This is a genomic window from Streptomyces sp. DS1-CR2 (assembly GCF_055760475.1).
Genome location: NZ_CM147085.1, coordinates 7,480,242 through 7,492,373 on the forward strand (window position 1 = coordinate 7,480,242; position 12,132 = coordinate 7,492,373).

11 protein-coding genes and 1 pseudogene are annotated in these 12,132 nt (G+C 65.5%); 7 read left to right on the plus strand and 5 right to left on the minus strand.

Features of this window, described 5'->3' with window-relative positions; genetic code table 11:
* Nucleotides 1-64 precede the first annotated feature (64 nt).
* The 5 genes from ACY0PA_RS35000 (at nt 65) to ACY0PA_RS35020 (ending at nt 3,064) form a co-directional block, all read left to right on the plus strand.
* Complete coding sequence (locus tag ACY0PA_RS35000; RefSeq protein ID WP_473081436.1) at nt 65-682, plus strand: hypothetical protein; 618 nt, start codon at nt 65-67, stop codon at nt 680-682.
* 204 nt (nt 683-886) lie between these two features.
* On the plus strand, nt 887-1,378 hold the full coding sequence (locus ACY0PA_RS35005; RefSeq protein ID WP_473081437.1) for an NAD-dependent epimerase/dehydratase family protein: 492 nt from the start codon (nt 887-889) through the stop codon (nt 1,376-1,378).
* On the plus strand, nt 1,375-1,938 hold the full coding sequence (locus ACY0PA_RS35010; RefSeq protein ID WP_473081438.1) for a hypothetical protein: 564 nt from the start codon (nt 1,375-1,377) through the stop codon (nt 1,936-1,938). The genes ACY0PA_RS35005 and ACY0PA_RS35010 overlap by 4 nt, the downstream gene beginning before the upstream one ends.
* Before the next feature lie 90 nt (nt 1,939-2,028).
* Nucleotides 2,029-2,361 carry a hypothetical protein gene (locus tag ACY0PA_RS35015; protein WP_473081439.1) on the plus strand — a complete coding sequence of 111 codons (333 nt, stop codon included), beginning with the start codon at nt 2,029-2,031 and terminating at the stop codon, nt 2,359-2,361.
* 106 nt (nt 2,362-2,467) lie between these two features.
* On the plus strand, nt 2,468-3,064 hold the full coding sequence (locus ACY0PA_RS35020) for a helix-turn-helix domain-containing protein (RefSeq protein ID WP_473081440.1): 597 nt from the start codon (nt 2,468-2,470) through the stop codon (nt 3,062-3,064).
* A gap of 151 nt (nt 3,065-3,215) precedes the next feature.
* On the opposite strand, the gene ACY0PA_RS35025 is transcribed toward ACY0PA_RS35020, so the two are convergent.
* The 5 genes and pseudogenes from ACY0PA_RS35025 to ACY0PA_RS35045 all read right to left on the minus strand — a co-directional run bounded on the left by ACY0PA_RS35025 (nt 3,216) and on the right by ACY0PA_RS35045 (nt 8,959).
* The gene (locus ACY0PA_RS35025; protein WP_473081441.1) at nt 3,216-5,423 is read right to left on the minus strand and encodes a caspase family protein; all 2,208 of its coding nucleotides are present in this window, start codon (nt 5,421-5,423) and stop codon (nt 3,216-3,218) included.
* Nucleotides 5,410-5,829, minus strand: coding sequence for an effector-associated constant component EACC1 (locus ACY0PA_RS35030; RefSeq protein WP_473086530.1), 420 nt, complete (start codon nt 5,827-5,829; stop codon nt 5,410-5,412). The genes ACY0PA_RS35025 and ACY0PA_RS35030 overlap by 14 nt, the downstream gene beginning before the upstream one ends.
* A gap of 117 nt (nt 5,830-5,946) precedes the next feature.
* Nucleotides 5,947-7,418: pseudogene (locus ACY0PA_RS35035) on the minus strand (IS3 family transposase).
* A 708-nt stretch (nt 7,419-8,126) separates the two neighbouring features.
* A complete protein-coding gene (locus ACY0PA_RS35040) occupies nt 8,127-8,486 on the minus strand; it encodes a hypothetical protein (RefSeq protein ID WP_473081442.1) in 360 nt (119 codons plus the stop codon).
* A complete protein-coding gene (locus ACY0PA_RS35045; RefSeq protein WP_473081443.1) occupies nt 8,483-8,959 on the minus strand; it encodes an NUDIX hydrolase in 477 nt (158 codons plus the stop codon). The genes ACY0PA_RS35040 and ACY0PA_RS35045 overlap by 4 nt, the downstream gene beginning before the upstream one ends.
* 725 nt (nt 8,960-9,684) lie before the next feature.
* On the opposite strand from ACY0PA_RS35045, the gene ACY0PA_RS35050 reads away from it, so the two are divergent.
* Nucleotides 9,685-9,954: a hypothetical protein gene (locus ACY0PA_RS35050; RefSeq protein WP_473081444.1), complete on the plus strand. Its 270-nt coding sequence runs from the start codon at nt 9,685-9,687 to the stop codon at nt 9,952-9,954.
* Between the two features lie 590 nt (nt 9,955-10,544).
* Nucleotides 10,545-11,093: a hypothetical protein gene (locus tag ACY0PA_RS35055; RefSeq protein ID WP_473081445.1), complete on the plus strand. Its 549-nt coding sequence runs from the start codon at nt 10,545-10,547 to the stop codon at nt 11,091-11,093.
* Nucleotides 11,094-12,132 lie beyond the last annotated feature (1,039 nt).

The window sequence follows — 12,132 nt, forward strand, 5'->3', positions numbered from 1 at the left end:
GACGTCGATGCCTCTTTTGCTCATCACTCGCTGTGCCCCAGCATTGGCCGCGAGTCTGGTTCGCATGAGCGACGTCATTTCCTTCGAAGTGGCAATGAGGAACGCGGCGCAAGTGTTACTTCGCGCCTTGGTCGTACGAGACTTCCTCCCTTCCCGGGTCGCCGCGCAACGCGCCCACGATCCGGGAGGGAAGTTGTCCGTCGACGACCGCGAAGCGCTGATTATCAAACAGCGGGACATCAGCATCGCCAACCGCATTTGCATGGCCCGCACCGATCACGGCCACCAGTACCGACCCCCAGGGCACGCCACGGTCGCCACGACCATCGACCGCGCAACCGAACTGATCATGCGAGAGCTCGGTCAGGAGCACGCTGCCTCGGATCGGACCCGTCGCGGCGACGCTCCCTCCAGCGCCGCTGGCGGGGACGGGAAGAAGAGTAAGAGCCGTCGTGGCGGAGAGGAGCGGCTCCCGGAGATGGCGTTCATGACCGTTCACGAAGTCGCCGTGGCAGTCTGGAAGGACATCGGAGTGCCCAGCATTGAGGCAGCTGAGATGCTCATCCGCGATGAGCACGCCCTGCGCATGGCCACATACGAGGGTAGGCCCGCTCGTGTTTGCCCTGTCACGGGCGCCAAGTGCCATCCCCTGATTGAGAGTGCGGAATGTCCCCGCTCGTGACGAAGGCACTCGTGCTGCTGTCGCGGGGCGCGGTTTCCAGCATCTGTTCGTCCGAAAACTGGGAGACGTGCCAGAGACGGGTGCGCGCAGCTGGCTGGAGGCCAGAGCGGTCATCACAGGCCTGCTGGTCAATCGGCTGGATCATGAGAATGAGAAGCACTCCCTGGTGGCCTCGACCGAGCTTGGACCGGCAGGTTTAGCAACATGCGGATCCTTCTCCTCGGTGGTACCTGGTTCCTGGGACGCGCCGTCGCCGACAACGCCACGGCCCGTGGCTTGGAGGACACCACCTTCAACCGCGGCCGCAGCGCCCCCGACCTGCCTGGCGTCGAGGCTGTCCACGGTGACCGGACGAACCCCGACGACCTCAGGCGGCTCGCGGCGCTGGGACAGTGGGACGCGGTGGTCGACACGTCTGCCTCTGAGATGGCTCCCCGCCAAGTTCTCGACGGCGCTGCCGTACTGGCCGCGGCCGCCGACAGGTATGTCTACGTCTCCACGGTCAATGCATACACGGGCTGGCCCCACGAACCCCTCACCGAGGACAGTGCTACTTACGACGCGCCGGCGGACGCCGACCGCGATTACGGCGCCGACGACGGCACCACGGTCCACTACGGCAAGCAGAAGGCTGGCAGCGAGGCCGCCGTCCTGGCCACTTCGCCGGGCGGGCGACGATCTTGCGGCCGGGAGTGATCCTTGGTCCCGCCGAATACGTGGGCCGCCTGCCCTGGTGGCTGAGCCGCTGCGAGCGCGGCGGCACGATCCTCGCCCCGGGCCGACCCGGCCAGCAGATCCAGCCCGCCGACGTCCGCGACGTGGCCGAGTTCACGCTGACCGCCCCACGCGGTACCTACAACGTCGCAGCGCCGCGCGGTCGTGACACCGTGAGCGACCTTTTGGCCGCCTGCCTGCATGTCACCGGTAACGGTGGCCATTTCGCGTGGGCGGGGGACGACCTCCTCAAGCGCCACGGGGTACGCGAGTGGACCGAACTCCCACTGTGGCGTACCACCAAGGGCACATGGGCCGTCGATTCGGCCCGCGCCCAAGAGGCGGGTCTTCAGTGCCGTCCTCTCGCGGACACCGTCGTGGACACATGGGCCTGGCTTGAGGCGGGGGATGGGCCGGTGGCCCATCCGCGCTGGGACGACCACGGCATCAGCCCCGCAAAAGGAACAGGAACTCCTGCGTCTCCTGCAGAGCTAGCCCGGACAATGCCCTTGTGGCCGGGCGGAGCACAACATGACCGATGACGAACTGTCATCAGGCAGCACCTCTTGGGCGCAAAGTCCGCGAGGGACGCTGGAGCGCATCGGCTCTATTACAAGATGGCCGATCGAGGCATGGCCTGGAAGGACGGCAAGACGCCGGACGAGCCCTGGGACAACTGGCCGGAAGACGACGACCTGATCGACTACAACAAGTGGCACTACGTCTGGTGGTCGGACAACCATGAGAGACACGGAAGGCCGACTATCCAGAATGGGTATGTACGTGGTGCTGTCGCTATGTTCATTCAGCTGGTGGACTGCACGATCGCAGCGGTGCAGCACCAACATGAGTGGTTCGACAAGCCCAGTCGTCTGCCTCGCCAGTGGTTCCGGCCGGTCATCAACGAGAACTCGCTGAACGATGCTTCGTTCTGGTTCGGCGAAACGCTCCATCGCGGCAGGTGAACCTAAGCTCAACCCTTCACCGCTCGACATCGGCTCGCCCCTAAGGGCTGAGCCATCTTCACATCGCCGCACCCGCGTCACCCTTGGCTCAAGGAGGTGAGCCCTCATGGCCGACGCCGTTACGGAGGCGGATCGCGAGGAAGTGCTCCGCCTGCACGGCGAAGGGCTGCCTCGCAGTGCCATTGCTCGGCAGATCGGCCGCAGCGCCTCCACTGTCTCCAAGATCGCACGACAGGAAGGGCTGCGCTACGACGGCGGCGCCCGGATGAGGGGCGCTGCGACGGAGGCCCGTCGCCAGGATTTGGCAGCGGTCCGCACTGAAGCCCAGCACCGCCTCTACGCCCGCGCGCTCGCGAACCTCGCCCGCGTGGAAGCCGACCACTACGTACGCACCGAGCTGCTGCCCAACGGCCACACCGTCCAGGTCGTCAGCGACGACGCTCCGGCCCAGAACGAACGACACCACTCCCAGGCCATCGTCTCCTACCTGGCCACCGCGCAGCGCCTTGCCGAGGTCGACGTCGGCCGACACGCGGACGGTGTGCGCTCCGCCCTGACTGAGCTCGGCGCTGGGATTCGGCGCCTGTTCGCCTCCGAGTTGAGCGACGACAATGTGCCTCGCAGTGGTGAGGAGGAGAGGAGCAACCGCGTACCGGAGTCGGAACGATGGGACGTCCGGGAGTCCGGGGAGGGCGACAGGTGAAGCTCGGTACGGACTCGTCGGACGATATCCGACGTCGGTATCCCAGGGGACCCGAGGTGCGTCGGGCTGGCGTGCGTCGCCGATGAATGCGCGCCGATGACCCGGAACGGGGCACGCGACGACAGACGCCCAGTGTCGGCGGTCGCCTGTCTCACCTCGGGTAGCGGCAGATCTGAGGGGGGTTTGAAGTTTTCAAGAGTGCGCCCAGCTGCGGGACTCCGTGGAGGTAAATGTCGGGGCCTTTAGCGCCGGGCAGGAGGCGACGGAGGGAACGGGTGGCAACGTCGGCGAGCGTTGCGCCTACATCGGTGCCGAGCGCAACGCTTAGCGTTCCGATGAGTTCGACTTCGTGATCGTCCCACTCGTCGACGTGGACGGTGAGGAAGTCGATGGGCGCAGACTCCCGCCTCGCGACGAGGAGCAGTTCGCAGATGTGCACGACGTTTGACAGGTCGTAGTGGAATTGAGCTGTGAGCCTTGATGCTCCGGGTTCTAGAGAGTCAAAGTGGATATCGAGGCTCTCAGCATCGTCGGGGCCGACCGTGAACCGCAACAGCGCGGTTCCGCGCCGGAGAGCGGTCTCGGCTGCTTGGAACTCGCAGGTGTCGTCTATGGCGATCGACCACCACGGGAGTGGGCCCCATGTGCCGTGAGTTGTCAGGTGGTCAGGCACGTAGCCGAAAACTTGGGACCTGTTCAGGAGGTACTTCTGGAAGGTAGTGAGGCAACCGTCTTGGAAGTGTTCGTCCTCGCTTCGCTCGCGAAGGAGGTCGAATTCGATGGCGCTCATGCCCTCTATGGCCAGCCCGATGTGATCCAATTGCTGCTGGAGCATCTCGGTGGCGCGGGTGATGACCCCGTGAAATTCATGACCCGGTGGCGTCTGGTCGCTCAGGCGATCGATGACTCGCAATCCTGCCGGGACCCTTGCGAGATCTCCACCGAGGTGCACCAAGTGGCGCGCCTTCAGAGTGCTCCACGGGCGCGTGGACATCCACCGGCTCCAGGCGCGGTCACCACTAGGCCGGCCGATCGCGAGGGAGCCGAGGTTGCCGACGCGCACGTCCGACTCAGCTGCCAGTTGTTCCCCTAGATCGGGGTACGTCTCCAGCGGAGCGGCTGGCAGGGACGAGAGTGCTGAAAGGACCTTCGGATCCATTGTGTCCCAGAGCTCGCTGAGCTCGTGTTGCACGCGCGAACGAGGCCTTGTGCGGCAGCGCTGGGCGGCCCAGTGCTCGATGAGCAGCATGTATGTACCCTCGGGGCTCCACGGGAGGAGCCCCAGGCCACCGCGGATCGCCATGGAGGTGGCGAGCCCGTCTCGTTCGAAGCCGAACCGGACTTTGCTCACGAGTGCTGTGAGTTCGGCGACATCCGGGACTGGCGTGGCAAAGACTCCACTCGAAGTGAGCAGTTGAACAATGTTCGACGTGGTCTCACCTTTGGCGAGATGCTGGGCGATGCGTGCAACCAGCAAAGAAGCAACGAGAGTTGGCTCACCGAGATCGCTGCGCAGTCGACCGGCGCCGAGCGCAGAAATGTCTTCCAAACCCCAGAGAAGTCCCTGTTGGATTTCGCGGAACCATTCTTCGCGTTCCGCCGCGAGCGTCGGCGGTGAGGGGCTCTTCGCTGCCCGGTTACGGAAGAGCGTGATGGTCTGACCCAGATTCCTGGCGCGCTGTTGCGGTATTGGAAGCCCTCGCGATTCCAATCGGCAGCGCACGTTCCGATAGAGCGAGTCCATGTCAAGTGGATCTGGGGCACCTGTAACCCCCTCGTTGATGACTTCCAGGAGTGCACCAGTGAACGAGGTAAATTCCGAATCCGCAGGAGCCCTAGCTGCCTGAGTCGCAGCCGAGGCCGTCATGACACAGGTGCCTACGATAGCGGTCTGGTCCGCGAACTCGTCAGGTACGCCCATGTAACCTTCCAGGGCGGCACCGCTGTAACAGCAGTCGAGGATCACTACCTTTTTCGGCGCGAGACAGTCGGCTACTTCGGCACGCAGATCGCTGTAGGCGATTGATTCGTACAGCTTCGTGCTGGGCTCGGAGTTCCGCAGCGCGAGGCGGAGAGTGCCGTCGGAGGTGGCACGCAGGCCGTGGCCGGCGAAGTACACAACCAACGTGTCCGTTGCCTCGCTCGCGGCGCGGTTCACCGCGTCGAGGGCGTCCTTGACTCCAACCGGGTTGAGTAGCGTGACGCAGTGATTGACAGAGAGGCTTCCGCTGAACTCAGCCCTAAAGAGTTCACCGAGCCTCTCGATGTTGTTTCGGACCGACGGCAAGCTCGGGAGGTTCTCGTACTCATCCGCCCCGATCAGAAGCACGCGACTGCCGCTGACATCAGGCAGAGCCATCAGGACCTCCGGTCGCCGATGACACCGAAGGCTGTTCTGCTCTGGTGTCCCTGTCGGTTTCGCTCGGGGGCGTGGTGGCCAAGAGATCCCTGACTCGGCGAAGGGTCTCGTCCGACGTGTCGTGGACGGTCACTGTCGTGTTCCCGCGGCTAAAGGTGACCTTTCGGGGTGGTGAAGGTCGAGCTGCTTGCCAGGCGACGACGATGTTCACCGCCAGGCTGGCGGCGGCGATGCTGTTGCTGACCACCATGTTGATGATCTCGCCTGTACTCATGCGTTCGGAGGTGCCAGAGGGCAACGCCAGATCCACGGTGGCGTGACGCCGGAGCTCACGATCTTGCCTGAGCCAGTCGTATAGAACGTGGGCCGCTCCATCGTCATCTGGTGCATCGACGGCGATGTGCATGTACACGATGTCTCCTCAATACGTTGGCGTCACCCAGTGCGCACCGCTCTTTGTGCGCAACACGATACGTCGTCAACTGGCGGAACCTGTCAAAGCAATCAAGGCAGGTAGATCGTTCTAACGCTGTGCTGGGATCAGTGGGCCGTCTGGTGCCGGCTGGTTGATCCAGGCCGTTGCGGGGACCTTCGGGGGCTCCGGTGGCTTGCGGACGAAGCGTTCGGGGTGCTTCGCGTAGACCGCCTGGAGGACGTCGGCACGCATCTCGCGGAGCTGCTCGGCGAGACCGAAGTGCACGTCGTAGGGCGTGTGCAGGCCGATCCCGGAGTGCCGATGCTCCTCGTTGTACCAGGTGAAGAACTGGGTGCACCACGCCCGGGCATCCTCGAGGGATCCGAAACGCTCGGGAAAGTCGTGCCGGTATTTCAGGGTCTTGTACTGGCTCTCGCTGTACGGGTTGTCGTTCGACGTCTTCGGCCGCGAATGCGACTTGGTGACGCCGAGACCGGCCATCATCTGGGCGACGTTCTGCGCGATCATCGGGGAACCGCGGTCCGAGTGGATCGTCAACTGCCCTGGTTCGATGCCGTACTTGGTGATCGTCTCGGACAGGAACCGCTCGGCGAGGTCCTTGTTCTCGTGGGCGGCGATCATCCAGCCGACCGTGTAGCGGCTGAAGATGTCGATGATCGTGTAGAGGCAGTAGTAGACGCCCTTGACCGGCCCCTTCAGCTTCGTGATGTCCCAGCTCCAGACCCGGTTCGGGCCCTCGGCGACCAGCTCGGGAACGGTCCGGGGTGGGTGGACGGCCTGGCGGCGGCGTTCACGGACCTCGCCGTGCCGTCGCAGGAGCCGGTACATCGTCGACTCCGAGCACAGGTAGACACCCCGGTCCAGGAGGACCGCGTAGATCTCGGCGGGCGCCATGTCGGCGAACTCCGGGGAATGGAGCACATCGAGGACCCGTATCTCCTCCTCGGGTGCGAGAGCGCGCGGATGTCGACGCCGTTCCCGCCGCGGCTTGGCCGGGGCGGGGCTTCGGCGGTGTTGGCGGTAGTAGGTGGCACGGCTCACGCCGAGCGCAGCGCATGCCTGGACGCGTCCGACCAGCCCGGTGAGCTCTTCAAGGGCCTGATTGCGGGCGGTGTTGAACGCCACGGCCGCGAACTGGGCCCCGGTCACTGGTTCTTCTCGCCGTTCCTGTTCGGGGCGCTGTCCGTGGCGAACTGGTCGAGCAGCGCGGAGAGTTTTCCCTGGACCTCGATGACGGTGCGGGCCTTCGCGAGGTCGGCTTCCAGGCGGGCCTTCTCCGCCTTCAGCTTCGCGATCTCCTTGTCCCTGGGGTCCGCCTTCGGCTGTCCGGCCGACGCGGCGAGCGCGTCCAGGGCGCCCTTGTCCCGCTGCTGCCGCCACGTCGTGATCAACGACGAGTACAGGCCCTCCCGCCGCAGCAGAGCGCCCTTGCCCTTCTTGTCCAACGTCTCGTACTCCGCGAGGATCCTCGCCTTGTACTCCGCGGTATACCGGCGCGGACCGGTCGAACGGGCTTCTACCTGCGGATCAGGGGTCCCGTGGTCATTCGTGCTGGCCACCCGGGCACTACTCCTTCTCCGCCCTCGACTCAATGAATCATCCAGTATGCCCGACTCGATCTACTTTGACAGAGAGGGTGGCGTGCAGTGACGTGGAATTCAGCAGTGGATCACGCTGTCCTTCAGGGGTGACACCAGGCAGCGGTGATGTGCCTGTTCGCCTGTGCCGCGTCACCTCGGCTGCGCCGGAGCCGAGAGTCTCCTTGGGGCACGGACCTCACCCTGTCAGGGCCCGAAGGAGAGGGCCGGAACTCTGGCCGAAACCGGCATGGACTTCTGTAACGGGGGTCTCAGCCGGCGCGCTCACTCGACGCCGGAGAGCGGGGCGACGTCGTGGGGAACGCGATCCACAGCTGCCCTCCCTACGCGTGCGTTCCTACCTCGGGGAAGGAGTGAGCCCGACTGGCCACAACCGATTCGCTACTACTGTCCCGCAAGCGCAGGGCTCGGGGGAGCATTCGGGCCAGGGCGGCGAGTAGCGCCCGGTCTGACCAGCCGGGCGTGGGCGCGGTGACCTGTCGGCGGAGAACCGCGAGCTCGTGGCGCGCGTTCTTGGCCGCAGAGGATCGGGACAGTAGGACGAGCCACGCGAAGATCCGCATGGTGATCAGGTAGGCAAGTCGTACCAGCACGAGCACTGATCATGCCGGAGAGATGGTTGCCACGCGCATTCCCCGAGGTCAGGGCCGGTGAACCCATTCTGGAGCGCTACGGAGGAGCAAGTATTCGGGCGGAGTGTTCGATGGACGAGAGGTCCGGTGCACCGTCGCGGAGCGGGGTCGGCACCGCGATGACCGCGACGTCGAACCCGGCCAGGTCGTTCGCGTTCGCGTTCGCGGTCGGGGTGTAGGTGCCGTTCGTCAGGGCGGCGGCGACCTGGCGGTCGGGGATGTCCGGGGACGGGGACTGAGCGGCCCGTAGGCGCTTCACTCGTATGTCGTCGGTGTCGAATCCCACCACGCGGTGGCCGGCGTCTGCGGCCCGGATGGCCAGGGGGAGGCCGACGTAGCCCTGGCCGAGTATGGCCGTGCGACATGGTCTTGCGGAGGCGGGGTCAGGAGCGGTCATGGGCGATCACTCTTGATCGGCTGGGGGAGGTCGATGGCCAGGAGTCGTTCGTGGAGTTCGCCGAGAGCCGTTCGGTTGCTGTCGAAGTGCAGTACTTCGTGTGCGGTGTCGTAGTCGCGCCACTCCAGGGCGGTGTGGTCGTGGGAGATCGCGGCCTCAATGCCGGTGAGGTCGATGGCGAAGGAGTACTCCGGGACGACGTAGGTTCCGGCCGGCCAGTGGACGCGGTCGGCGAAGAAGCGCGCCGGGACGCTGGCTGTGGTCTGCAGCGGATAGAGGGGGGTGGGGTGGTCGAGGCCGAGTTCCTCGGTGGCCTCGCGCAGTGCGGCCTGTTCGGGGGTCTCGTTGTCCTCGCCGCCGCCGGCCACGGCCTGCCATACGTTCAGGTCCTCGCGTCGGAGGACGGCGAATTCGAGTTGGTGGCCGACGTGGCGGAAGGGAACGACGAGGACCTGGAACGGAGCTCGGGGCATGTGGGTGTCCTTGGTCAGTGTGCGGTCGAAGCCGGGGGAGCGGGCGGGTGCTGGCGGTTGTCGTAGATCTTTTCCACGGCTCGTACGACGTCGGCGAGTTCGGTCGGATGGTCGAAGAGCATGCTGGATCCCGCGGCTTGCCCGAGGAGGGCCAGGGATGCGCACGCTGTGCGGGCCTCGGCGGCGGAGGTTCGGCAGGCGGAGTAGTCGCGGCTGGTGGGATCGGCATAGAGCGGTTCGTCGGGGCAGGCGGTGAGGGTCCGGACGGAGACAGGGATGCCTTCGGGCTGTTCGGATCCGTGGACACGACCCTGTTCAAGAAGTCCTCGACGAGGAGCCGAAGGAGCGACGGGGTGAGCTGGGGCCGATGGTCCTGGAGATCAAACGCCCACGTCTTCCTTCTCTGTGGTCGCTTCTCAGGAGGAAGCCCTCGTCCTGGACGCCCAGGGCATCGCCATCTTCAAGGAGCTGCTGGCTCTCGTCCGCCCCAAGCCTGACAAGGACGACGGCGAGGACGAGACGCCGCCGTCCGCGACGGAGATCCTGGACCACATCAAGGCCGCCCACCGGAGTCCGGGAAGTACACCACTCTGGCGGAGCGGATCAGGCTGTTACGGGACCGGATCATCCAGAACTCCCAGGACGCGCTTGAGTTCCTGTCTGAAGCACTCCGGATTGCGCGCGCCATCGTAGATGCCGAGGAGTACCCCGACCAAGCCGTCGTCGTGCTGGACGATGACCAGGTGGGTGACCTGTCGCGGATCACCCGCGACCTCGCACCGTCCGGCCTGGCAGTCACAGAGCGGAAGCTGGCCGAGGAGATCGATCGGGCGGTCACACGCGCTCTTGGCTGGTCATGGGACAACACTGACGCTCGCAACCGAGGCGCCCGCCGCGCCACCGTTGAGGTCTTCCGCCGGTACATGTTGAAGCCGGTGGGGGAGCCGTATGACTCCACCGTCGCCTACAGCGAAGCGCACTACCTCGTCGACTGACGAATGCACGGAGGCCCGGCAATCGGTGGCGGTTGCCGGGCCTTGTCAGCGTTGCACGGGCTCGCATCTATCCCCTGGGCCACACCTGACGGCAAGCTGGCACCCCAGTGAGAGATGCGGACGAGCCAGCTGGTCGTAGGCCTTTCGCGGTTTCGTCGTGTTGATGCCCGTAGGGCGGCCAGCCAGTGCGAGGAGCCAGCGGTTACGGACTGCAAGTTCAGTGGGAACGACGAGTTGTTCCACGAATGGTGAGAAGCCGCCAAATGGCGTCGGACTCCAGCGCTGACCGTGTCGGTGAGTGCGAGGGATGTGCCTGCCCAGAGCGGCGTTCAGAGCCCTCTGTCACCCAGCTGGCCTGCGGAATTGCGTGGGCCGTGCTGTCTCGTGTTGGTGGTTCCTGGACTTCCTGAAGGTTGAGATGCCAGCCGCTATCAGCCACTGCGCGTGCCTGAACCCGTGGAGGCTCTGCAGGGGATGTAGGGCCCGGATATCGTGCTCAGGTTGCATCTGTTACAGATGGGAACATCATGAAGCACCTCGGCGGGACTGGACGTATGCCGAGGGGCGGGCTCTACGGGGAGGGACAGATCGTGTCGGACGGCACGGGGGATGCGCCGCAGTCGGCAGTGGCCGGGATCGGCGCGGCGGCGGGGAGCTTGGCTGCGTCGGTTCTGGGGGCCGTCGGTGCGTCTGTGGCGCAGGCGATGCGGGTCGAGGGAGAGACGCTGACGGCGTTCAAACGCCGCGTCGACACTTTGCTGCGGGACTTGGAGAAGTCGCACGCGGCGCCTTCGAAGATCGCCGGAGGAACGCTCGGGGCGGGCCGACTGGGGGCGTTCGACGAGGCGGATCTCCTGCACTCCTCCTACACGCACGTGCACACTCAGCTGGAGAACCTGTCCAAGATGCTGGCGCTCCAGATCGAGGCGTTGGTCGTCACCGTGGATGCGTCGAAGACCGGCTACGACAACCTGGACGAGGACGTACGCGCACGACTGAACCGCATCCGCACTGATGCCGACGCCTTGGTCGACGGGGGGTCGGACACCAAGCAGGCTTCGGGCAAGGGTGGTTCGGACGGCGAAGAGCCCAGTGAGCCGCGCCCCCAGGCGACGGACACGGAAGCGGGCGGACTGTGATGCGGCGGGCGACTGATGCCGTAACTGCTGCAGCAGAGATCGCTCTGTTCAAGGGACGCAAAGACGAGGGCGGAGCATGAGCGACGGCCTGGGATCGCGCATGTGGGGCATGGTCAAGCAGTACCGCTTCGCCGTGCACACCCCTGAGGAACTGTGGACGATGGTCGAGCCGGCGGACGGCTCGAAGCCTGCAGATCTCGGCGTGTTGCTGACGGCGGCGGCAAAGACGATCAAGAGCATCGGCGACGACCTCAAGACGCACAGCACGGCGGTCGAGTGGGACGGAGAGGGCGGCGAGGCGTTCCGCAAGTGGGTCCATCAGGCCGCGCTCGCGACCCTGGGCCTGGGCGACTACAGCGAGTCCGCCGGCAAGTGGATGGCGCATGCGGCGGACACGCTGCACGAGGTCAAGCCGCAGCTGGAGATTCTGAAGAACTCCAGTGCCTCGGCACGCTCGATCCTGGACGCGCACGCGGCCAAGGCGACGGATGTCGGCAACCACGACGGCGGTTCGTCGGAGTCCTCCGTGAAGTCGGCCAAGTCGCAGTACGACAACGACCGTACTGCAGCAGCCCAGTTGATGATCAAACTGGCACAGTCGTACACGGCGTCGACGGAGCAGATCGATGCGCTGAAGGCCCCGAAGTTCCCGGAACTTCCCAAACAGTTCGTGCCGGAGAGTCGCGACGATCTCACCCACCGCCCGGGCGCGTCTTCCGATGATGCATCGAGCACTGGGACGGCGGCTGTGGCGAGCGGAGTGGGCGTTGCTGCAGTAGGGGCTGCAGCAGTTGGCGAAGCGGCGCGTGGTGCCGCACTGGCCGCAGGAGACCGCCACACAACCTCAACTGCCGTTCCGTCAAGAACAGTTCCGGATCTGTCCCCGGGCGAGGCGAACATCGCCCTCGACAGGGTCGGCACGCTCCCGCCTCCCACCGCTCCGACTGCAACACCCTCCGCGTCGCCGCCGTCCGCGTTGCCGGGCGGCACCTCAGGCATCGGGCCCCCGGTCCCGGGTATGTCACCGCCGGCGTTCGGA